Below are 23332 nucleotides of genomic sequence, written 5' to 3' on the forward strand. Positions count from 1 at the left end.
CGGGGCGGGCGGGCTGCGGTCGGGCCGGCGGACGGCGGGAGAAGAGGTGACGGGCGGGGCGGTTCGACGGGAGCGGGCAGGCGGGCAGGCGGGCAGGCGGAGGCCGGACAGGGCGGCGCGTGCTGCGCCGCCCTGATGCACGGCAGGTGAGGCCCGCGCGGACCCCGGTGGGGCGGACCGGGTACGGATCCGCCCCACCGCAGGTCAGCGGCGAGCCTCGCCGAACACAGAAGGGTACTCGGCGACGGCCTTGGCCCAGTCGTCGTCGTACCGGATGCGGATGACCTCCCAGCCGATCTCCTTCAGCCGCTCGGCGGCTTCCTCGTCGCGCAGCGTCGTCTCTGCGTGGTCGTGGTGCGGACCGTCGACGAACACCGCGACCGGCCCGTAGCCGGTGTCGTAGACGAAGTCCGGCTTGGACAGGGCCGTGCTCACCTTCGTCTGCTGGTGCTGCGGCAGATGGTGGCCGTGGGTGCGCAGGTAGGCGATGAACCGCTCCTCCAGGGAGGAGTCGGCGCCCTTGATGAGCGCGTCGGCGTGCTCGTCGCGGGTGCGGCCGACGTGGCCACCGCCGACCGAACCGCCCTTGAGTTCCATCAGCAGGTCGCGGACCAGACGGCGGTCGATCGCCCGGTGGTGGCGCTGGTTACCGAAGGAGAGCAGGCAGTGGTAGCAGCCCTTCTCGCAGGGGTCACCGTTGGACTTCTCGGCACCCCGGTCGCGGCCCTCCTGGTCGTAGTGCGCGATCTCCAGGGCTCGGCGGGCGGCGCGGGCCAGCGCGTCGGGCTCGGCCTGCAGCCGGCGCAGGACGCCCGCGCCGCCCTCGGCGCTCTCGATGAACAGCAGCCGCTCGCGGGGGCCGTCCTGCGGCGGCAGCTCCCAGGTGTCCAGCTCGGAGTCCTCCAGCTGGAACTCGGCCTCGATGCCCCGCTCCAGCGCGTACTGGAGGGTGATCGCGGTGTCCCGGTCGACAGGGGCGGCGAGCTGGAGCACGAGGATGTTTCGGGTGTCCTGGACGTAGGGGATGACGGGGATCTTGCGCTGCACCTTGTCGGCGTCGGCCAGGCCCTCCTGCTCCTCAGGGGTCTCCCGGCCGGCTGTGCCCGTGTCCTTGGCGCCGGTGGAGCCGGCCAGCCACTCCCCCGTGACCGGGTCGATCCAGAAGCCGATCTCGCCCTTGGCGACCGAGCGGCGGTAGCCGAGGTTGGTGAGCCGGACCGTGGCGCTGTCGCCGTAGGCGAGGTGGGCGAGGAGCCGGCCGGCCGCGGTCTTGGCCTCGGCCCGCAGGGAGCCGTCGCGGCCGTCCTCGTGCTTCTTGAACCGGTAGGAGATCTCCACGGCGTAGCCGGTGCGCTGGCGCTCCTCCTCGTCGGAGGAGATCCGGTCGCGGCGCTGGGTGAAGACGGTGTGCAGCTGCAGCAGACCGGTGCGGGAGTCCCCGAGCGTGCCCCGGCAGCCGGGGCAGGTGTCCTCGCGCTGGTCCTCAGGCGACAGGTAGCCACAGCTCTGGCACACCTTGGCGCTGTCGGTGGTCAGCTCGCCGGAGCTGTCCGGGGGCAGCTGGACCCGGTTCACCTTGAAGCGGCTGCCCTCGTGGTAGATCAGTGCGCCGGGGCCGAATTCGCGGATCGCGATGAAACGGGACCGCTGGAGGTAGTCACCGTCGTAGCCACGGCTGGTGCGCCCGGTGCCGGGGATGTACGCGGCCAGCGGCAGCCTGGGGAAGGAGTAGCCGGGCAGGAAGCCCTCGGAGGCGAAGTAGCGGTACGGGTAGAAGTCGGACAGTACCGTGCGCTCGCCGCCCTGGCGGTTCTCAAGGAGCGCGATCTGGTTCTCCGCCTGGGCGCGGCGGCGTACGGCCTGCTGCTGGGAGCGGCCGGTCGCCGTACGGTTGCGGATGTTGTCGTGCTGCAGCTCACGCTCCTCCAGCGCCTTCTGGTACAGGGTGCGCCAGCGGCCGCAGGCGCGGTCGAAGGCGCCCGGAGCGCCACTGACGGTGTCCTCCAGCCACCGCTCGTGCCACCACGAGGTGTCCCTCAGTGTGTCGGCGCAGCCGGCAAGGACGGTACGGGCACGGCCCAGGGCTCGTGCTTGCGCCCTCTTGTTGGCGATCTGCTCGCGCACCTCGGGCAGCAGGGCCAGGGAGGGGGTCTTTCCGTCCGCGGCGATGATCTTCGTCATGGAGCGACCCAGTTCCAGGCCGGTCTCGGCGAGCCAGATGGCGTGCACGTGCGAGGCGAGCAGATCCTCGTTGGCCAGGTCCAGGCGCGGCGGGGCGACGGTGCCGGCGACCATCTGCTCGGAGCGGGTGAAGTAGTACTGGTCGTGGGAGTTGCCGGTGGCGCAGTACGTGGTGACCAGCGCGGGCTGACCGGAGCGGCCCGCACGGCCCGAACGCTGGGCGTAGTTGGCGGGGGTCGGCGGTACGTTGCGCAGGTTGACCGAGTTGAGGCTGGCGATGTCGACGCCCAGTTCCATCGTCGGCGAGCAGTACAGCACGGGCAGCGGGGCTCCCTTGCTGAACAGGCGTTCCCGCTCCTCGCGGATGTCGGGATGGACCTGGGCGGTGTGCTCGGCCGCGTGCAGGCCGGCGAAGGTACCGGCTACGTCCTTGTAGAGGCCCTTGAAGAAGGCGTTGACGCGGGGCCCCCGTCCGGTGCGGTAGGTGCGGCGGAGCCGGTCCACCGTGCCGTGGTCGTCGTCGCGGGCGTGCCAGCGGATCACGGTGTGGTTGATCCGGTAACCGGGCTCCTCGTTCCGGCCCTGCGTGACGCGGGTGAGGACACCGCCGTCGGCGAGGACGTCGAGCAGGTCGGTGATGACGTCCTGGGCGTCGGCGAGGGAGAGGTCGTGCCGCCAGTCGGGGAAGGTCCCCGGCTTGCGCACGAAGCGGCCGAAGGCACCCCGGCCGGTGAGGTTCTTCTCGCTGCGGCGGCGGCCCGGCCGCCCCGCACGCGGCAGGGCGATGGTCGGAGCGGGGGGAGCGGCCTCGGTGTCGGCGATTCCCCAGGCGTCGTTGAGCTTCGCCGACTCCTTGCGCAGCTCGTTGAACTTGGCCTCGGTGAAGTACGGCGTGTCGACGGCCCGCTGGCGGCGCAGCTCGTCCATGAGGACCCCGGCGAGGTCGAGGCGGGTGGCGGGGGTGGCGGTGCGCAGCGGGCCCGCGGCCCGCTGCCAGCGCTCCTCATCCTCGGCGATTTCGTCGAGACCGGCGTACTCCAGGCCGAGGAGGCCGGTCTGCTCCAGGTTGGGCATGGTGACCCGCCAGCCGCGCTCCAGGTCCAGGAAGAGCCGGTACTCGGCGATCTGGGCCAGCGCGTCCCGGGTCTCCTCGGCGAGCGCCGTCACCTCGGTGGGGTTGTTGGCGTACTCGTGCGGGGCCAGTCCCATGGCCTCCACGACCTCCTCGCCGAGCCGCTTCCAGCGCAGCCCCTTCTTCCCCGCCTCCTGCATGGCGCGGTACAGCGCACCACGCAGCTGGGTGACCATCACGAAGTCATTGAAGTGCCCGGACTGCAGGCTGGCGTCCTGCCGGTTGTCGACGAAGGTGAGCAACTTGCGCGCATCCTTGCCGAGTTCTTTCTCGGGAAGCCCCTTGAGGTGACGCACGATGGAGGCGCTGACGACGGACGTGGCCGTGGAGCGGCCCTCCTGGTCGAGCGTCATCAGCTTGGCGAAGTCACGCTCCCGCACCTCCTCGTAGCTGACCCCGCACTCCAGGCAGAACAGGAACGGGGCGGGCAGATAGGCCGCGTACAGGCCGTCCTTGTGGCCCTTGTCCACGGTTTCGCCGTCGGGCCGCACCCACACCGGCTGGGGCGCGCGCTTTCTGCGGCTCGCGTTGAGGACGGTCGTTGCCTTCTTCGGGTCGAGGGTGAGCCAGCTGTCGGGGAAGCGGCGCTGCTCGACGGCGTCGCCCAGATGCTCGGGCCAGGGGTTGGTGGCGGAGACGTAGAGGTATCCCTGGTCGTCGTCCTCGTCTTCGCGTGTGCGGAAGGCCACCGTGCCGTCGTCGCGTTGGTCCCGGGCCACGGTCAGGTATTCCTGGCCGCATTCGCGGCAGAAGGACAGCGGGAGAAGCAGCTTCTCCGGTTGCCCGGGCACCCGCTGCTGGTAGGTGCGGGTGATGTAGCGACTCTCGGCCGGCTCCAGGGACACGTACGCCGAGCCGCCCTTGGAGAGGAACTGGTGCAGCCGGAAGGCGAACAGGGGCCGGTCGGTCTCCGGGTCATGGGCCTGCGAACCGGCCTGCAAGGTGGCGCGGATGGCGTTCATGCAGGCGGTGTACGGCTCGTCGTCGGGCGCCTTCTTCGGGATGTGGAAGGCCTTTTCGCGCAGGGCGCGGGCGGCGAGTTCCACGGTGACGGGATCGGCACGGACGAGCAGTTCCGTACCGTCTTCGTCGGTGACCTTGGTAAGACCGAACGTGGTTTCGATCCAGCAGGCCAGCGGGTCGGCGGCGAGTGCCGCGTACTCCTGTGGCGGGTTGTTCTCCCTTACGCGGGCGGCGAGTTCGGCGGAGCTGGGAGCGGCGTCGCCGGTCGCCCGGACCAGCGTCTCCCCCACCACTCGCTCCGGGAGGATCTCCGTGTCGAACAGCGTGGAGGCGACGTCGGCGACGGCAAGGCGGCGGGCGGCCGGGGTGCCGTCGGTGGCCATGGTGGCAGACGTGCCGACGCACTGGAGGTCGGGCGACTCGCACGCCTCACGCACGCGCCGCACCAGCACGGCGACATCGGCACCCTGCCGGCCGCGGTAGGTGTGCAACTCATCGAGGACGAGGAAGCGCAGGCCCTTTGCCCGGCCGATGAGGCGCTTGCGCTCCTCGGGCCGGGTGAGCATCAGTTCCAGCATCACGTAGTTGGTGAGCAGGATGTCCGGCGGGTTGTCGAGCACCGCGTCCTTGTCGGCCTGCTTCTCCTGGCCGGTGTAGCGGGCGTACGTCACCGGCTCCTCACGTTCGCCGTAGCCGGCGGTGAGGAACTTCTTCAGCTCGCCCATCTGACTGTTGGCCAGGGCGTTCATCGGATAGACGATGATCGCCTTGATGCCGGGGGGCGCTCCGGCGTCCTTGTCGCGCAGGACGCGGTCGACGATGGGCACGATGTAGCCAAGGCTCTTGCCGGACCCGGTACCGGTGGTGAGGACGTAGGACTGCCGGGAGGCGGCGGCCTCGATGGCGTCGTACTGGTGGCGGTGGAAGGTGATGGGGCGGACGGTCGCGTCCGGCTTGTCCTTGCCGACGCGGAAGATGCGCTTGCACTCGGGGTGCAGGAGACCCAGGTCGTCGGCGAGGTGGTCGACGGTGCCGCCCCGCTCGAAGCTCGGATTCAGGGAGAGCCAGGGATCGGGCCACTGATCGCCGTCGGCGAGGGACTTGGAGACCTTCTCCCCGATGCGCGGATCGTCGATCACTACCGACCCGGACGTGTACTCCTTGTAGTCCTGGATAAGTCGGCGGTGCACCCCGAAGACGTCCACATGTTCCTCACTTTTTCCCGACGCGATCCACACGTCACCGTAACGGGTGAAGGCATGAGCAGGCCCGCCCCTCCCTCAACTCCATTGAATCAGTTGAGTGTGAACACAGTCAACGCATACGTCATCCTCGCTCGATGCGGGGCAGTCGCTCTCATGCCACACTTCCCCTGACGACCGCCCGGGGCAGGGGGCCTCAGGGCGACGGAGGGGACGGGGCCACACCGCGCATGAACACGGGATCGCTGATCGCCGGCAGATACCGGATCAAGAACCTCATCGGCCGGGGCGGCATGGGCGTCGTCTGGCTCGCGCATGACGAGAACCTCGGCCGCGACGTGGCGCTGAAGACCATGAACGTCGATTCGGCCCTCACCGAGGAGCAACGCGCCCGGGACGCCGAGCGGTTCCTCCGCGAGGCCCAGGCCGTCGCCCGGCTCGACCACCCCGGGTTGGCGACCGTCTACGACCTCGGCGAGGAGAACGGCACCCGTTTCCTCGTGATGCAGTACGTGCTCGGGCCGGCACTGGACGACCGCATCGCCGAAGAAGGCCTGCTCTCCGTCGAGGAGACCGCCTCGATCGGCGTGCAGATCGCCTCCGTCCTCGGCTCCGTGCATGCCCGCGACGTCGTACACCGGGACCTCAAGGGCAGCAACGTTGTCATCCGCACGGACGGGGTGGTGAAGGTCCTGGACTTCGGTGTCGCCGCCTTCCTCGATCCGGACTCGACGTCTCTCACCACCACCGGTGAACGCCCCGGAAGCCTGGAGTGCATGGCGCCGGAGCAGATCAGGGGACGGCCGGTCGACGCGCGTACGGACCTGTACGCACTCGGCTGCCTGCTCTACGCGATGCTGACGGGCGAGCCCGTCTTCGCCCACGAGTCGGAACTGATGCTGCCCGGCATGATCCTGGAAAAGTCGCCCGTGCCGCTCCGGGAGCTGCGCGGCGGGATTCCCACCGCGCTCGAGGGACTCGTGCTTCAGTTGCTGGCCAAGGAACCCGACGAACGGCCCGTCCACGCGGGCGAGGTGTGGCGGCGCCTCGCCGCGTGGTTACCGGCGCGTCGCGCGCCCGAAGAAGCGCTGGTGCCGTGGGCGGAGGTGGACCCGCTGCGGCCCTTCACCCACCCGATGGGCCCGGACGCGCGGCCGGTGCGGGCCTGGGCACGGGCGGTCGGCCGACCAAGGCGCGGGCCGGCACGCTGACTGTGCGCGAAGGCCGGCCGGACCGCGCACTCTAGCCGACGGCGTCCGATCAGAAACCGAACAGCACCAACTGCTCATCCCCGTCGCCGGGGTCGGGCAGCTCCGGTTCGAGCGCGAGACCCGCTGACGCCGTCGTGGCCGGATCGGGATCCGCCACGGCATCCGCGCTCTCCTCCTCCGGCGGAACGGCAGGAACCTGTGCGCCTTCCGCCAGGGCTTCCCCTCCGTCCACCGAGTCGGCTCCCTCTTCGGGTCGCGTGGGCAAGACGTATTGCTGCCCCAGGCCCGCCAGGTGCAGGGGCAGCGGCAGAGCGAGCGCCTGGGGGTAGTCGGGGGGCTGGCGCAGCAGGTGGGCGGCGAGGGCAAGGGCCTGCGGCTCGTCGCCGTCTTCGGTATGGCAGCCGAGGACGGCCAGTTCGACCAGGGCCGGCGTCCAGCCCACCACCCCCGTGTCAATGGTCGGCTCCCCCTTGCGCCTGCCCATCCGGATCGGACGTGGTGCCAGTTTGTCCGCCTCCACCGCCGAGGTACTGAACTGAACCGGTTTGGGGGTGGTGCTGTAGAAGATTCGACCTGTCCCGTACCCTTCCGGGATCCACAGGTGTGCTGGGATGCCGTTGGGCCCGTCCTTGGGGTTCAGGCCCCACCACTGTGCGGTCTCCCGGCCCTTGCCCGTACGCACGCGCACCAGTCGCAGGTCAGGAGCGAGCCGCCGAGCCTCGGCGTGGCCGTCGCGGATGCGATCCGGCTCCGTACGGCCGTCCTGGAGCCAGGTCCAGTGCGACCGGGCGTTCTGCGCGTCGACCAGCAGCATCGTGGGTCGGCGGCGCAGCGACGCACGTACCTTCTGCAACCACTCCTCTGCGACGCGCCGCTGCTCCTCGCGGTCGGCTCGCCAGCCGCGGCGGCGCCCGGCGGGCACCGCCTCGCCCTCCGCGCGCGGAGCCGGCACAGGCGACCGCACCTCGGCGAGACGGGTGAGCCTGAGCAGCATGACCGGGTACGGAACCCACGCCCCGGCGCCGTCGTCGGCATCCGGGTCCCAGCCCTGTACCCGGGCCAGACCGCTGCCAGGTGCCTGCGGGGTGACCAGGACGGCGACCGGGGCATCGGCGGTCCAGCGGTTGCGTGCGGTGTGGTTCTTGCGGACCATCCAGACCGCGGCGTAGCGCATCCCCTGCGGAATACCGCGCTCGATGCCGTGCTCGGGATGGACCCGGGCGCCCAGCTGCCGCAGTCCGTCGTCCCAGGCCATCAGGGCCCGGTGCTCCATGTTGCCCAGGGAGTTGTATCCCTTGGTCTTCTTGGGCAGCGCAACGAACTGGGTGACGAAGCCGGCGTCGGCGCAGCCGAGCCGCAGGGCGAACTTGGGGTCGTGGTCGCGGGAGGCGAAATCGTCGGGACGGTCGATCTCAACCAGGGCCAGAGCGGGGACGTCCCCGGTGCGGTCCCCGGCCAGCCACTGCGCCGTCTCGGCTCGGCGTTCCGCCACTGCCGCGGTGACCGTGTCCCGGGTACGGCGCACGCCCTCCGGGAGGTCGAGGCCCGCGGTCAGCGCGTGCCCGGTGCCGTCGTCATGGCGCACGACGGGCCGCAGGCACCGCACGCGGACGGTGAGTTCCTGCGCCTGCCACTCGTGCACCACCGGGCGGCCCGGGTCGCCGGCGTCGTACTCCTGCTCGGTGAAGGATCCGCCGTCGCCCTTGAGGCCGAGCCGTGTGGCGAGCGCGGCGAGGGCCGCGTCCCGCATCGCGGACGACTGCCACAGCAGCCGCGCCTCCAGCACCGGCCGGCCGTCACCGGTCCGTGCGGCACCGAGCTCCCGGACGGCGAACGCCACCGCCGCCCGCCGTTCGGCACTGCGGCGGTTCTCCTGCTCTTCCCGCTCCGCCTTGGGGACACTGGCGGGCGGGGCGTTGAGGGGTTTGGCCCCGGCGAACGCGGTGTGCGTGAGGTCCGGTGCCCTGCGCAGCTCGGCGGGCAGGGCCTCCTCCGCCCAGGCCATCAGCTCCGAGCACTGGTTCGGCATCAGGCCGGCCTTGACCTCGTGGCTTCCCATCGCGGTGCGGTACACAATCCCGGCCCGTGCGTCGCGGCGCAGCCAGTCCTCCGGGGCCGTCAGGATGGCGTCGGCGTCGGGGAACGGTTCGCCGAAGGAGACGTCCTGCAGCAGCCGGGCCGGGCCGCCGAAGGCCCAGCCGTCGGCGAACTCGCCGCGTTCCTTGTCCCAACGGCGTTCCAGCTGGGCGACGGCGTACCGCTCACTGAGGGGCACACCGGGCAGTACCGGCACCCGGGGACGCAGCAGCACCGTGGTCCGGCTGCCGTAGGGCAGTCGCACCCGTCCCGTCGCGGGCGACGTGCGGGTCGCCCAGCGGCGGACGGACCAGTGAAGGTGGAAACGGGGCAGGGCGTCGAACGGCACGGTGTGCAGGGTGATGTTGAGGACGACGGAGAACCACCAGGTCCCCTTGCCGGGCGACGGCTCGTACGGCAGTGGCTGTGAAACCAGCTCCGCGCCTTGGTCCCTGGGGCCGCGCGGCATGGCGCGGAAATGAAGTCGGCCGCCCTCGTACGGGTACGGTCCCAGCGCCAGGACACGGCGGGCCAGCCAGTCCGTGGTGAGCGTGAACTGGTGGGAGGCGGGCGCGGCGGTGCCGCCCCGGCTACGGCCGCAGGCCAGCAGTTCGCGTTCGACGGGTTCCCACTCGGGCGGGTGTTCGGCGAGCTGGGCACGGACGTCCTTGAGCAGGGGCCGGTGCTCCGGTTCGGGTCGCAGATCACCCAGCCAGCGGTTGAGCAGCGGGGTAAGGACGTGCGGGGGCAGCGGGTCGGGGGCGTCCGCCGAGACGTACAGCCAGCCCTCCGGTTCCGCTCCTCGCTCATGGAAGGGCGGGCGGGGCATGGCGAGGACGTCCGGGGCGAACGCCTGCAGAACCTGTTCCAGGCGGCGGGTGGGTACGGTCCGGTACGGCTCCGCCTGCGGGTCACGGCCGGCGTTGCACAGGGCGAGGATCGCGTCCCGCCACTGTTCAGGAAAGGGCAGGGCACGGTAGCACCCGGTAACGGTGGTCGAAGGGTTGACGGGGACCCAGGCGGCGGTGCGGACAGTACGGTAGTTCACGGGCATGGTGGAGCTTCCTCCGGAGGGATGCGGCGTGACGGGCGGGCCTCGGTAACCCGCATCAGCGGACAGCGCGGTGATGGCCAAGGGTCAGCAGGGCGTCGTGAAAGGGCTGGTAGAGCAGCCGGGCCAGCGCCGGGTCGGCCGGGTCCGGAAAAGCGTCCGGATCGGCGTCGGCGGCGAAGTACGGCGACAGAACCGCCCGCAGCGCCCGCAGCAGACCGTCGGCCGCCGGGACGGCCGCGCCCGAAGCCGCCGGGGCGAGGGACCTCGCGAGCCGGGGTGCGAAGGCCGCATCGACGAACACGACCCTGGCGGGCACCCCACCGCGCACGAGGCGACCGATGACCTGCCACATGGTGACCAGCTGGTCCCAGGCGAACGCGCGTTTCTCCCAGGGAGACAGCCGGGAGTAGATGTAGCGGCGCGACAGCAGCCGACGCCACTCCTGGCGGCCCGCGAACCTCAGATCCCGGCCGGCCTGGTCCAGGGTGGCGGCCTTGGTGACCAGTTCGCTGAAGGTGGCGGGGCCTGGTAGATCGTCGGCGCGCGGCCGGTCGCGGACGAAGCGGCTGATCCAGTCGTTGACGGCGAAGACCGACAGGGACAGCTCGTCGGGCCTGGGATGCGGGCGGGCGAGGAAGAGCGCGGTGCCGAAGGCAGCGGTGCGCTGGACGTTGAGGATGTTGTGACCGCGTTCGACGGCCAGCAGTGGAGCGACCAGCACTTCCGCGGCCGGGTCCTCGGCGAACAGGGCGAGATCACCGCGGCGCAGGGTGGACGAACTGGTCCCGCCCTCGGCGAACCCCGTTCCGTGCAGGGCCTGGTCGAGATCGGCGTCGTCCGGTACGAGCACCCGCACCCGGCCCTGCCACCGCTCCTCGGCGTCCAGGGTGTCGGCGACGGCGTAGGCCTCCCGGTAGCTGCCCACCAGCAGCAGCGCCCGCTTGCGGTGGTCGTCGACGACTTTGGCCAGTTCGAGGTCGAGTGGGCTGTCGCAGCCGCCGGGACCGGGGCGGCCCAACTTGGCGGCGATCGCGCGTGCCTGGGTGGTGCGGGCCTTGGGGGCGGTCCCGGACAGGCTCATCGGCCTGCCCTCGTCGTCGTAGAGGAAGTGGGTGTCGAAACGGGTGCGTGCCACCGCTTCGAGTGACCGGGCGGACGGTTTCAGAACTGCTCCCACCGGGGCGAGGACATGGGCGCGGGTTGACTCGCCGGCCCAGCTGGTGCCCGACATCAGCACGACGTGGGGCCCGGGGCGACCGGCCTCGTGGTCAGCGCCCAGCTCCGTGAGGGAGAGCAGCAGTTCGCGTCCGACGCCGGCACAGCGGAAGAAGCGCAGGGTGCCGCTGGTACGCCCGATCTCGTCACGCTCCCGGTCGTCGGGGAGGTACTGGAAGCCGAGGACGTTGCCCATGGGGGCCTCCGGGATCAACGGCGCGTAGTCCAGGGGGGCGCGGCGGGCCAGCTCCTTGCCCTGGGCGCCGAGGCGCAGCGCTGCCTCCACGTGCGGCCACAGGTGGGTGAGGCGGTCCAGGCGCTGGTGCAGCGCGGACAGGAGCAGGGTGAACTCCAGGCGTCGGCAGGTCAGGTCCAGCCATTTCTCGTGCGCCTCCCCGTCCTGTGCCCGGCCGCCGTCCGCGACCGGTGTCCGTTGCAGCATCTCGCCGAGAAGTCCGCGGACCCGGTCCCTGGTGCGCGGGGCGGACAGGCCGTACAACAGGTCCTGGGCGGTGTCGACCATGGTGTCGGTGAGCGTGCCGCGCCGCCCGCGGCCGCCGAGCGGGTCGTCGCGGAAGGCGTCGAGCAGCGCGGCCAGTTCGTCCCGGCGCGGGTCGCGGGGTGTGGTGGGTGCACTGTCGGGTTCCTCGCCGGCGGTGTCGTCGTAGCCCTCGTACAGCTCCTGTTCGTCCGCCACCGCTTCCAGATCGTCCGCGGGGCAGAAGGCGTCGGGTCCCGGTACTTCGTCGAACCAGTTGGTGAGGAGCTTCTCCTGAAGGGCCCACGGGCTGAAGTACTCGGTGTCGACCCAGTCCCTCAGCGGTTCGTCGGAAATCAGCAGCCGGTACAGCCGGTCGGCGGCGATGGTGACCACTGCCAGCGCGGCGTTCCACTGCTCGACCTGACGGACAGTCAGGGGGAGTCGCCCCAGACGGGAAAGTTCCTCGATCTTGTGCGTGTGCAGACGGTCGAGCCAGGACTCGAGACCTGGTTGGACGAGGGTGGCCGACGGGGCGAAAAGCTCGTCGAATCTCATCTGCACGGAGTCGGCCTCGTCGACGAAGACGATGTCGCTGCGGATGCAAGCCAGCTCCAGCTGGCGCAGCCGCTCGTCGTTGAGATGGGAAGGGACCGCGCTCTGCACCAGGCTCGCCGGGTTGGCCACCCAGATCAGAGCGTCGACCTGCGCGCGCGCCGATCGGTGGCGCGGGCACTCGGCCCAGATGGGGCAGCCATGGGCGGAGCCCTTCGGTTCCTGGTCGGCGGGCGTGCTCTCATCGGTGCGGGACGTCCCCGGCTGCCAGACGGCGGGCAGGGGATCGTTTTCTCGAGAGGCCTGCCCACCACTTAGCTCCGGAGACTTGTGTCCCGGATACAGGGTCGTGCACGGTGCGTCGGCGTAGCGCAACGGCGTGGCCGCCTCGGTCCCCCGGAGCGCGTCCACGACGCACGCCGTACTCAGCTCGTCGAAGCCCTGCGCGTCGTGGTCGAGGAGGTTGTCCAGGCCGCGGGAGGCAAGCCGGCGGTGGAGGCGCTGCACATGTGTCTCGCGTGTGCTGGCCCCGAGCAGCGGTGCGGCGGACAGGCCGAGATCGGTGAACAGCTCGCACAGGCGAAGCTGTTCGGCTGCGTCCCCCACGACGATGGTGGTGCGCAGAGGGGTTTCCTGCCGGGCGGCCCACACGGCGACCAGCGTCATCAGCGTGCTCTTGCCGGCTCCCACCATGCCCGCCAGATGCAGCGTGCCGTCCAGCCGTAGCACGTCGCCGTCGGTGAAGCCGCGCCCGTCCTCGTCCCGCGGCGCGATCCGCACCTCCGCCATGCGCGCCTCCCAGTTCCCCGGCCGCTCGACGCCCGCCTCCCGCTCGGCACGGTCCATCCACCGGGCCGTGGTGAGGAGTTCATGCCGCATGACGGTGAGCGGTGTGGAACCACCTGCCCGCCCGACGGACAAGTCGTGTCCAGGAGGGCGCTCCAGGACGAGCGCCTCGGGGATCGTGACCGAAGTCGTCCGGCGCATCTCCCGGAAACTGCTGCGGCCGGCCGGCGCCAGCGGAAGCGGCCTGCGGACGAAGTCGGGCACTGCGGCCAGGGCCTGGTCGTAGACGGCGATGCGACCGGTCGCAACGGTCGGCAACAGCGGCCGGGGGGCGCTCCGCTCTCGAGGAGCCGGAACGTCGTAGGCGCGCAGTCGCCGGGGAACCAGGCGGTAGGCGTCGAGGGCTTGGTGCCAGGCGCGTCCGCGTCGGAGTGTCCACAGCACATGGCGGGCTGCGGTGAGCATCGTGTCGTGCTCGGGGGTGCGCGCGAGGCCGGCGGCACGGGCGAAGGGGTAGCCGCCGAGCAATGTGTAGGCGCCCTCGGCCGACTCCTGCGGAGCGAGGCGCTGCAGGAGGCGCAGTGCCAGTTCGACCTGGCACACGTGGGCGGGTTTCACGCCGTCGAGTCCGGCAGGCAGCCCATTCCACGCCAGGGCCAGCTCGCGGCTCACCGATCGGTGCCAGCTCTCACGGTCACGCACGGCGGCCTCCCTTACCTGTGCGCAGTCGCCGCTTCGCACGGGTCACGAGTTCGACATCGGTCAGCAACGGCAGGTCACCGGCGCTCGCGGGCCGGGCCCGCTCGAAGGCCGCGACATAACCGGGACGGGCCGCCACTCGGTGCACCGGCACCGACCAGAACGCCTCGTCGTAGGGCGGATCCTGCGGTACGGGGCGGGCCGAGCGGCCGAGGAACGTCGGGTGAGCCCAGTCCTTCACATCGACGGCCCAGCGCCAGCCGTCGGGGAAGACCACTTGGAGGTCGTAGGCGTCGTAGCCGGGCCACATCCGCACCTGCAGCCCCAGCGCCAGCAGCTCGCGCTCCAGATCGGCCTCGGCCCGCCCTGGGCCGGTGACGAACTGCCGTAGTGGCCGCTCCAGTTGGCTGACCGTGCCGGTGCTGTCGCAGGTGATCCGGCGGCCCGGGGGTGGCGGCCCCTGACGGCGGCAGCGGTCCCGCTCGCACCACCACTCATTCGCCCCGAGCGGCGTGAGCAGGGTGAGGCACCGCCCGCAGGAAACATAGGCGCCGTCCCGCAGGTAGGACTCCGGCACAGGTTTGTAGACGCGCCGGATGAGTTCGTGCACGGGTTCCAGCACCATGTCGCCGGTCGCCTCGTACATCTCGGCAGCGGTGAGGACGGGGCGGTGCACGAGCAGCCCGCGGAAGGCGGTGTATGCGTCCTCCTCCCCGTACTCACGGCACAGGCGGAGGGCTGCGAGGACGACTTCGCGGTCCCGGAGGACCGCCGCCGAGTCGGGGCTTCGGCCGGCCCACTCGTGGCACAGCTCGGTGGGCCTGCCCGAGATCTCGTCGAGCAGACGGTCCCCGGGTTCCACCATGTCGGCGGGAAGAGTCAGTGGCCAGTCCTCGAGCGGTACCGTCCGGCAGCGATCGACGAGTTCCGTGAGCCCGGCGGGCGGGCGGGCGCCGTGCAGAAGACAGGCCAGCACCGTACGGTCCAGCGCTCGCTGCGCCTCGGCGGGGTAGGGGAGGGTGAAGGATTCCAGGCCGGTCTGCGCCTCCAGGACGAGCAACGCCGTGGCGAGCGTCCGCAGCAGCGGTACACCGTCGTGAGCCGCCCAGTCCGCGTCCGGTACGGCACCGTGTTCGTCGGTGGTCACGGGGCCTCCCCCGTGGTGTCCGCGTCGCGACGGGAGCGCCCCACGGAACACCAGCGCACCGCCTCACAGGCGGAGCAGTCGAAGTCCGGGGCGGGTTCGGCGGCGTAGGTCTCGTCGGCCGCCCAGCCGACGGCGAGGTCGGTGACGACCTGGCGGGACTGGTCGAGGGTGAGGCCGTCGAAGGGGTCCAGTTCCTCAAGACGTGATCCGTCCGGGCGCAGCACTTCCAGCTCGACGCGAGAGCGGCGGGGGTCGCCGCCCAGTACGCCTGACGCCAGCAGCAGTACTGCCAGTGCCAGTTGGGGGAACGTCTCCACGAGGTGCCGCCGCTCTGTGAAGCGGTGTGCGGCGGTCTTCGTCTCACGGATCACCACGGCGCCGTCGTCCGTGTACACCACATCGCACGCGGCGATGACGACGGCATCCGCCTGCTCGTCGTACACGGCGACGCGGCGCTGCGGCTCGACCCGCTCCGTACTGGGCAGACCGTCCAGGGGGCACAGGCCTCTGTGCGCGCGGATCATGGCGCGCGCAGCGGGCAGTTCGGTGCCATCGAGACCCGGCAAGGTGTCGGGCAACGGGATCTCCCGGCAGGGCACCCACGGTCTGGCACCATGGCACTCGTTGAGCCAGGCATCCACCGCACGGCCACGACGGATCGCCTCGCTCTCCGTCCGGCCGTCACGCAGCTTGAGCACCCTGGTCAGGTGGTACCTGGCCGGGCAGTCCTGGTACGCCCGCAGGTCGGAGACGGAGACGCTGCGCCGCTTGCGGGGGCGGGCCGGAGTCCGCACGCCCAGCAGACCGGGGGTACGAGGGACGGTCCGGCAGCCGACGAGTGCCTCGCAGCGGACGCAGTCCGAGCCGGGACGCCGGCCCCGGCCATCGGTCACCTTGGACATCAGGCCACGCACGTACAGGTCGAACAATCGCTGGGTTTCCTCAACGTCCCAGTCGCCGAGCACGGCGGTGGAACCGTCTCCCAGCCCGACACCGAGAACGCGCACCCTGCACGGTTGCGACTGCGGAGACGTGAGCGGTTCGGAGCGCTGCATGTACGGCGTTCGTGCCGGAACTCCGGAGGCAAGAACGTGCGCGGCGGCGACCACTTCCGGAAGGGCGCGGTCCGCGTTCACCCGTCCGAGGGACGGGATCCAGAGCTCTCGGACCGTTCCGTCCCCGGACTCGTACTGCCTCCCCCAAGCCGTGCGTTCGTACTGGTCGACGCCACGCCCGTCGAGGGTGCTCAGTTTCCTTCCGCCCACCCAGCGCGGTCGCACGGCATGGGTGGCCGGGTGTCCGGAGGCAATGCGCGCCAACTGCTCCCTTTCGCGCGCGGCGAGGAAGATCCGGACCGCTTCCAGCGCCCATTCCGCGTGTGCGGCCGAACAACCACGGATGAACCAGCGGTTCGCGGACGCCTCACCGAAGGTCCTGCCCTCGTGCTCCACGGCATCGAGCAGGCGGTCCACCGGCTTGAACACGAAGTCCTCGACCGGCTTGCGGAGGGAGCGCCCCGGCTGCTGAACGAGCAGCGGGCGGGCCCGAAGCGCACGGCCCTCGGGACAGGCATCGGCCTCGTCGCGCAGCAGCGGAGGACCGATCCGGATCAAGGCGCCGTCGCCGTCCACGCCCGGCGGTTTCCCCAGAACAGTCACGAGAGCGCCTCCTTGCGCCTCAGCGAGCAGAACGCCCGCCAGAGTGACCTAGTCTGTGAACACAGTCAAGCGACTTGATGCGAACTGACGTGTCATCACTATCGTTGTGTCGGGATGTGGTTGACCGAGAGGGAGGACCAGGACGATGGAGTCCGGGCGGATGTTCGCCGGGAGATTCGAGATCTCGGGCGGGCCGCGAAGCGGCGGGATGGGAAGCGTGTACCGGGCTCTGGACCCCACGACCGGGCGGACCGTCGCCGTGAAGTTCCTGGCGCGCGCAGTCTGGGAAGATCCGTTCGGCCATGGCGGCGTACGGCCCAGTGCGAACGACTTGAAGCGGTTCGAACGCGAGCGCGCCATGCACGAAAGGCTGGGTGGGCAGGGTGTTCCCCGTCTCGTGGACTACGACTTCGCCTGCGGAAGGCCCTACCTCGTCACGGAGTTCATCGAGGGAAAGGATCTCCGTGACTTCCTCGTGGTCCATCGCCCGACACTGACCGCCTCCGTCGCGGTCATCGTTCAGGTACTCCGCATCCTGACTCGTGTGCACGCCGCTGGTGTCATCCACCGCGACGTCAAACCGCACAACATCGTCCTGGCCGACGACGGCGCCGTGCATCTGGTCGACTTCGGCATCGCTCTTCCGACCGACCCCGACGCGACCCGGCACACCGAGGGCCGGACTCCCGGCAGCATCGGCTACAAGGCCCCGGAGATCATCCTCGGCGAGCGCAACCCCGGTCCGGCCGCCGACGTCTACGGCGTCGGCTGCACCCTGTTCCGGCTGGTCACAGGGGAGCATGTGTTCGTGATGAGCAGTCCCGACCACATGATCGAGCGGCACCACTGCGAGACTCCCGCCCCGCGCCTGGACACCTTTGTCGACGGACTCTCGAGCGACCTCGTCGACCTTGTCGCACGCATGCTGGACAAGGACCCCGCCGCACGTCCGACCGCCGCCGAGGCGCAATCAGCCCTGCAGCCGCTCCTGCCGGGGCCTGGTGCCCCGGCACCTCATCCGGTTCTGGTGCCGGACCCCACCGCACCGTTCAGGGCCGGAACCACCGCGACGACCGGAACAGCCGACACCCCAGCCCGTCAGGCGGTCGGCATCGGCCACCGTCGGCCTACAGTGCGCCGTCCGTCCGCGAACGGGCCGACCCGGGCCGGTCTGCGGTCCCTGATCGTGCAGACGGAGATCGAACTGACCGAGCGCGGACCTGGAACGTACGCGCAGCGGCTCGTGCGATGCCTGCCGGACGCCCGGAACCAGTGGGGAGGACATGACCCGGAGGTACTGCGGGCGCTGCTGCTCTGTGCCGACGCCGCCCGCCTGTCGGGTGACTGGCCCGGCGCCGGCACCCGCTACCGCGCGGTCGCGCGTGAACTGGCGGAAGCCGCCTCGGGAACGGCGGAGCACGTCCTGGTTCTGGAGGCGCGGGTAGGAGCGGCCGAGTGCGCCGTGCCGGAGGAGGACGACGCCCACGGCGCTCTGCTCGCTTGGGAACGGGTCGTTCTGGAGGCGAGCGCACTTTCGCAGGAGGTGCCCGACCGAGTCGTGCGCCGCTGCCGAGAGGTGGGCCAGGAGCTGGCCGAGTGGGGGCACGCGGGGGTCGTCGAGACGTTGCTCAAGAGGCTGCCCGACGCCTGACCGGGAGTCACCCGGCCTCGAACCGATGCCCCGAGTCGTTCCTCAAATGCTCATCTGCTGGCCAGCCCGCCGCTCGCCAAAAGCCCGGCGAGAACATCTCCCAGAGCCGCACTGACCGAACCGATTGCCACCGCGGCGTGCTGGAACTCGACGAGTTGGCGATGAATTTCGCCAAAGCGTCGCTGCTCATCCAGCGACAAGCGCAGTGCTCGCAGACGTCGTACGTCGACGCGGGAGGACACCGACGCGTGCGTGCCCGCGCGCCGCGCGTTCGAACGCACCCGCAGGCACGCCGCCAGGAAGAACGGGTCGAGCCGTTCGGGGTCTACTCGAAGTCGGTGCAGGTGGGGTCCGAGTACCGTCGGCGCCTTGGTCTCCACCCAGGCGTCGTATCCCTGTACGGCTCCCACAACCACCACGTCACCGAATGCAGTGATCGTGAGCTTCCCTTCCCCGTGAAGACGTTCCATGTCCTCGGGTGTCATCCACTGCTGCCCCGCGTGCCCCTCCCCCATAAGCAACGGCGTCAGGGTCGGTACCGCTCCATCCGGCCGGGGGCCGCGCTGCACTAGGCCGGCGGGCAAGGAAGTTCCGGCGGCCAACGTGACCGCACCCGTCTGCTCGAGTTCAGCGACGCTCACATCAAGGTGGTCACCCGGCTCACGCACTGCGGTCAGCACACGGAGTGCCTGGCTGCTGTCACGCAACGCCAACATCGCGGAGTCGAAATCCGTCCATGACCGACGCAGATCCACAGCGGTGGCCGTCGCTGTGGCAGGCACGTGCCGGGCGGGCGTGAGATCGGTCTCGTCACCGAGCAGGTCCAGCACGGGGACGGCGACCGTCCCTTCAGCGGCGTCACCTTTGAGTCCGGCCAGGATCCGCTCGCGCACGGCGTCCCAGTCCACGGCTTGACCGCGTCCCGTTGCAGAGGTGTGACGGCAATCGGCCGTATCCACGAACGAGACGGAGGACGCGGAGTGCTCGGCCGACGGTGAACGGAGCAGCCAGAGATGCAGTCCTACGCCATAGGGCGGGGCCGCGCCGACCGGCAGCGCCACCACCATACGCACCACACCCGCGCGGGCGAGTCCGGCCCGGATGCGGCGGCCAGCGCGACGCGAAGCGACAGCCGGTGGCAGCAGTACGACGGCCAGGCCCTCCGGGCCCAGCAAGGAAAGAATGTGCTGAACCCAGGCCAGTTCTGGCTCGGTACGGGGCGGCTGCCCGAACTGCCAGCGGCGGTCCGTGGCAAGTTCGCTGTGCCCCCAGTCCCGCTCGTTGGAGGGAGGGTTGCACAGAACCAGGTCCGCGTCAGCCTGAGGCAGAGGATCATCGCGCAGAGTGTCGGCCGTCAGGACCTCGCGTCGGATTTCTGGGGCCTCCAAGGCCAACGAGGCATCGGCCACGCTCGCGAGGACACGGTCACGGTCGTGTCCGACCAGCTCAAGACCGCCCTGATCCGCCCATCTGTGAGCCGCTGCAACGAGCAGCCCTCCAGTGCCGCACGCAGGGTCGACGACAGAACGTACTGGTTTCCCCGCCCGCGCCGCCTGTGCGATCTCCGTCATGAGATCGGAGAGAGGAAACGGAGTCGTGGCGATCTGCCGAACGTGGGTACCGAGCCAGCGCCCTAGGAGGAAGAGAAATCCGGCCTTCCCGCTCTCAGTGTCCTTTCGCGCCAGGCGAAGGGCTTCCTCTACCAGCGCTCGTTCCGGGGCCTCCGCGTCCGTTGCTGCGGACTCCGTCGGCGCCGCGCCGCCCTCGGTCAAATGCATACCCACACGCGCAATGAGGAGTCCCATGCGATCCCGGTCACCCAGGTCCTCGATGCGAGGCCACAAACGCTCCCAGCCACTGACTACGGCGTCACCCTTTCCGTGCCTGGTCAGCCACTCCTCGACCGAGTCGAGGGAGAACTGTGGGCTGGCGTCCGTACCTGCCACCGGAAGCGGGAAGTCGTCATACCGCCGACGCCAGTTGCTGACTGCGGCGCGTCCCACCCCGGCGAGTCGGGCGATGCCGGCCAGCGTCACGGTCACCGGATCTTCGCGCTGGACCATGGCGTCCTTCCCGTCTCATGGGTGTCTCAATATCGCCGGGCAACGGTACGTCAGGGCACTTGCTTTCGCACCCTCCTCATGTAGCTCGTTGACTGAGTTCACATTACCTGGCTTGCGGCGAGACGTCATCAGCGCGCCTCCGACGTCGGCGCCCAACCCGCAGCAGCAGCACCCTCGTGGGCCGTGAAGCCTGCCGGTCGACCTGTACGGAGGACGGATTTCTAATCAGCCTCCATGGCCACTCATCGCTGTTTCGACATCTCAATGAGTGCGGGTCGGCACGTGGCGGCAAGGTAGGGGGCGTGATTTGCTGCCGGTTCGGGGTGCCAGACGCGTCCACGATCGGGTTCAGGGCGACGGTGTGCGAGCTGGTCAAGCGGTGACCGTACGGAGGCGACACGTTCGTAGTCACAGTAGGCGAGAATGTCACTGCCGGCTTCGAGGGATTGGGATTGCCACTATGCATGTCATCATGCAGTCCCTCTGCTGCAATTGTTCAGCGAGAGCGTCCCTGAACCGAACCGTGCACGGCCCCAACTCCCTGAAGAGTCGACCCAACCCCGTGGGCGAGCCGCCTAGCCGGCCCACCCTGGATGCAAGTCACCAAGCCGCGGACACCGTCCGGCCTGATGCTGACCATTTACTGACCTGGAGGCGGCGATCAGGACCCTGACCTGCGGAAACACCCAAACGCTAGATCTTGGACTTGAACAGAGTACGCAGCACTTTGGACTCCTGGAAGACGGCTCCCTGCCTGCTTTGTGCAGGTCAAGGGCGTTCTTCACTGTACACCGGCACGCGCCGGAGTCGATGGTTGTGAGGAACATCGCTTCACTCTGGCGAGCAGGCTGCCTGCCTGTACTTCCGCGGACCAAGCCGTTGTGACGCCACCCACCGGGCCTCCGCTCGGGCAGCGTCTCGGAGCGCTCCAAAACCTCTGCATGACAGGTGAATTGGGATCCGACGGCAACAGTACAGCGTGACTTCCGGGGCGCCGCCGACGGCGCGTACGTCAACCACCCGGACGCCGACCTCGCGGACGGCACGTGGAACACCTCCGGGGTGCCGTGGTCCGAGCTGTACTGCGAGGACGCCCACCCGCGCCTCCGGGCGGTCAAGGTCCGCCCCTGCCCGCCCATGTCCAGATGACCTTCCCTCACCGCGGGCGGTAGACCGTCCGGTCCGTCCGTCTTCCGACGGCGGACACTGGAGAGGATTTATTAACCAAGTTAATTCACAACCTCAGTCACTTGATTGCCTGGGTAAGGGATGTGTTAGGATGGCCTGGTGAATGCGCCGATGGGCTTGCGGGAGCGCAAGAAACAGCGAACGCGAGAGACGATCTCCGACACGGCGATCACGCTCTTCCTCGAGCACGGGTTCGACCAGGTCTCGGTCGTCGACATCGCGGCCGTCGCCGAGGTCTCCAAACCCACGCTTTTCAAGTACTTCCCCACCAAGGAAGACCTGGTCGTCCACCGCTTCGCCGACCACCAGACAGTGAGCAGCACCGTCGTGGCGGAACGACCCCCCGGGGTGCCCGCGATCGACGCCCTGCACCAGCACTTCCTGGACGGGCTGGCGGCCCGGGACCCCATCACGGGACTCAACGACGACGAGGACGTCCTCGCCTTCCACCACCTCGTGTACTCCACGCCGAGCCTGGTGGCGCGCGTCAGCCAGTACCTGGCCCAGGCCGAGGAGGCGCTCGCCCAGGCCCTGATCGACGCACTCGACTCCGACCGGGAGATCACGGCCGCCCTGCTGGCCGGCCAGGTCACCGCCACCGAGCGCATCCTGGCGTCGGTGAACTGGCAGCGCATCATGGCCGGCCGGTCCGCGGACGAGGTCTACCCCGAGGCCGTGGCCGACGCCGACCACGCCTACGCCCTGCTGCGCCAGGGCCTGGCGGGGGTGGCCGAAAAGAGATGACACCGAAGTGACACCAACGACGACGGCGCCGCCTCTTCGGAGGCGGCACCGTCGTCGTTCTGCCGTCGTACACCGGATCAGTCGGCCGCGTCCGCCGGTTCCACCGGGCCATGGCCGGGCTCCTGCCGGGGGAGGTTGTCGTGCCGCTCAATGCAGTCGGCCAGCCGGTCCATGCTGTCCCTGCCGCGGTCCCGGAAGGCCCGCGCCTGGGAGGCCATGTCGGCCGGGGACTCGTTCTGGCCGAGCTTGCACACGCCGTCGATGCGCCCGATCGGGATCTCGAACCCCTGGATGAGCCGAAGGTACTCGTCGATCAGCGCGCTCGCCCAGCGCGGCAGCGACCAGGGCCGGTGCGCCGGTGCGCCGGTGCGCCGGTGCGCCGGTGGAGATGATCCGGGCCATGGCCCCCTGACCCGCGACCAGCAGGAGAGGACGATCAGCCCTCTGTACCCAGCCCCCTGACCAGCGACTTCAAGAGGGCGGATCTTCGATGGGCGTGCCGGGGCAGGCCGCTGTCCTTCACGCACGGCAGGTGGTGGGTGTGGCGGCTTCGGCGCGGTAGCGGGCCTCTTGGCACCGTGTTGAACTGAGCAGAGTGTGCGTCACTGCGGCGCCGATCGACGCCACCGTGTGACATCGGTCGAATTCGGGCGTACGGCATAAAGCTCGACATTGAGGATGTGGAGGCGGCTCATGGCGGAGTCGCGGGACGACGAGCAGCTCAGTCTGCGCCTGACGGCCGTGGCGGCAGCGGGGTTCGTGCTGATCGTTCCGCCGTTCCTGGCGCGGTTCGATCGCATGGGGCAGGTCTTCGGCGTCCCCGTTCTCGCGGCTTACCTGTTTCTCGTCTGGGCGATCGTGATCGGTCTGGTCGCCGTGATCGGCGGCAGATCGAGGTAGGCCGTGCTCCAGACCTGGTTCATCGTCGTCGTGTCGGCCGGGTACCTCGGCCTGCTCTTCGCTGTGGCCTTCTACGGCGACCGGCGGGCGGATTCCGGTCGGAGCATCATCAACAATGCCACGATCTACGCGCTGTCCTTCGGCGTGTACGCCACCTCGTGGACGTACTACGGCAGTGTGGGCTGGGCCGCCAGGGCCGGCGTGGGCTTCCTGCCGATCTATCTGGGGCCGACGCTCATGCTCGCCCTGGGCTGGCTGGTGCTGCGCCGAATCATCCGCACAAGCCACCGGCACCGGGTCACCTCGCTGGCCGACTTCGTCTCGGCCCGCTACGGCAAGAGCACCGCGCTGGGTTGCCTGGTGACGATCATCGCTGTGGTGGGGGTCGTTCCCTACATCTCGCTGCAGCTCAAGGCGGTCTCCCTCACC

General features: G+C 70.0%; 12 protein-coding genes. 5 read left to right on the forward strand and 7 right to left on the reverse strand.

The window, feature by feature from the left end:
• Positions 1–204: 204 nt before the first annotated feature.
• Positions 205–5481, reverse strand: coding sequence for a DEAD/DEAH box helicase (locus ACF1A5_RS26240; protein WP_392195329.1), 5277 nt, complete (start codon positions 5479–5481; stop codon positions 205–207).
• A 227-nt stretch (positions 5482–5708) separates the two neighbouring features.
• Between ACF1A5_RS26240 and ACF1A5_RS26245 the strand changes: the two genes are divergently transcribed.
• Positions 5709–6689 (forward strand): serine/threonine-protein kinase, encoded by a 981-nt coding sequence (locus ACF1A5_RS26245; RefSeq protein ID WP_392195330.1) that lies wholly within the window; start codon positions 5709–5711, stop codon positions 6687–6689.
• Between the two features lie 49 nt (positions 6690–6738).
• Here the strand turns inward: ACF1A5_RS26245 and ACF1A5_RS26250 are convergent, their stop codons facing one another.
• Genes ACF1A5_RS26250 through ACF1A5_RS26265 form a run of 4 tightly spaced genes read right to left on the reverse strand, consistent with a single transcriptional unit; the run spans position 6739 to position 16357 of the window.
• A complete protein-coding gene (locus ACF1A5_RS26250) occupies positions 6739–9819 on the reverse strand; it encodes a pPIWI_RE module domain-containing protein (protein ID WP_392195331.1) in 3081 nt (1026 codons plus the stop codon).
• Between the two features lie 55 nt (positions 9820–9874).
• Complete coding sequence (locus ACF1A5_RS26255) at positions 9875–13555, reverse strand: hypothetical protein (RefSeq protein ID WP_392195332.1); 3681 nt, start codon at positions 13553–13555, stop codon at positions 9875–9877.
• Positions 13548–14699 (reverse strand): hypothetical protein, encoded by a 1152-nt coding sequence (locus ACF1A5_RS26260; protein WP_392195333.1) that lies wholly within the window; start codon positions 14697–14699, stop codon positions 13548–13550. Before ACF1A5_RS26260 ends, ACF1A5_RS26255 begins: the two co-directional genes overlap by 8 nt.
• On the reverse strand, positions 14696–16357 hold the full coding sequence (locus tag ACF1A5_RS26265; protein ID WP_392195334.1) for a PD-(D/E)XK nuclease family protein: 1662 nt from the start codon (positions 16355–16357) through the stop codon (positions 14696–14698). Before ACF1A5_RS26265 ends, ACF1A5_RS26260 begins: the two co-directional genes overlap by 4 nt.
• 208 nt (positions 16358–16565) lie before the next feature.
• On the opposite strand from ACF1A5_RS26265, the gene ACF1A5_RS26270 reads away from it, so the two are divergent.
• The gene (locus tag ACF1A5_RS26270; RefSeq protein WP_392195370.1) at positions 16566–18008 is read left to right on the forward strand and encodes a serine/threonine-protein kinase; all 1443 of its coding nucleotides are present in this window, start codon (positions 16566–16568) and stop codon (positions 18006–18008) included.
• Positions 18009–18058: 50 nt separating this feature from the next.
• On the opposite strand, the gene ACF1A5_RS26275 is transcribed toward ACF1A5_RS26270, so the two are convergent.
• Positions 18059–20071 carry an N-6 DNA methylase gene (locus tag ACF1A5_RS26275; RefSeq protein WP_392195335.1) on the reverse strand — a complete coding sequence of 671 codons (2013 nt, stop codon included), beginning with the start codon at positions 20069–20071 and terminating at the stop codon, positions 18059–18061.
• Positions 20072–21019: 948 nt separating this feature from the next.
• On the opposite strand from ACF1A5_RS26275, the gene ACF1A5_RS26280 reads away from it, so the two are divergent.
• Both ACF1A5_RS26280 and ACF1A5_RS26285 read left to right on the forward strand, forming a co-directional pair.
• Complete coding sequence (locus tag ACF1A5_RS26280) at positions 21020–21220, forward strand: hypothetical protein (RefSeq protein WP_392195336.1); 201 nt, start codon at positions 21020–21022, stop codon at positions 21218–21220.
• Positions 21221–21358: 138 nt separating this feature from the next.
• Complete coding sequence (locus tag ACF1A5_RS26285) at positions 21359–22003, forward strand: TetR family transcriptional regulator (RefSeq protein WP_392195337.1); 645 nt, start codon at positions 21359–21361, stop codon at positions 22001–22003.
• Positions 22004–22080: 77 nt separating this feature from the next.
• Here the strand turns inward: ACF1A5_RS26285 and ACF1A5_RS26290 are convergent, their stop codons facing one another.
• Positions 22081–22257, reverse strand: a complete 177-nt coding sequence (locus ACF1A5_RS26290) for a hypothetical protein (RefSeq protein WP_392195338.1) — start codon at positions 22255–22257, stop codon at positions 22081–22083.
• A gap of 439 nt (positions 22258–22696) precedes the next feature.
• Here ACF1A5_RS26290 and ACF1A5_RS26295 point away from each other — a divergent pair, with 439 nt between their 5' ends.
• On the forward strand, positions 22697–22903 hold the full coding sequence (locus ACF1A5_RS26295) for a hypothetical protein (protein ID WP_392195339.1): 207 nt from the start codon (positions 22697–22699) through the stop codon (positions 22901–22903).
• Positions 22904–23332: the final 429 nt, after the last annotated feature.

Source organism: Streptomyces sp. NPDC014864, assembly GCF_043081525.1.
Classification (GTDB): Bacteria; Actinomycetota; Actinomycetes; order Streptomycetales; family Streptomycetaceae; genus Streptomyces.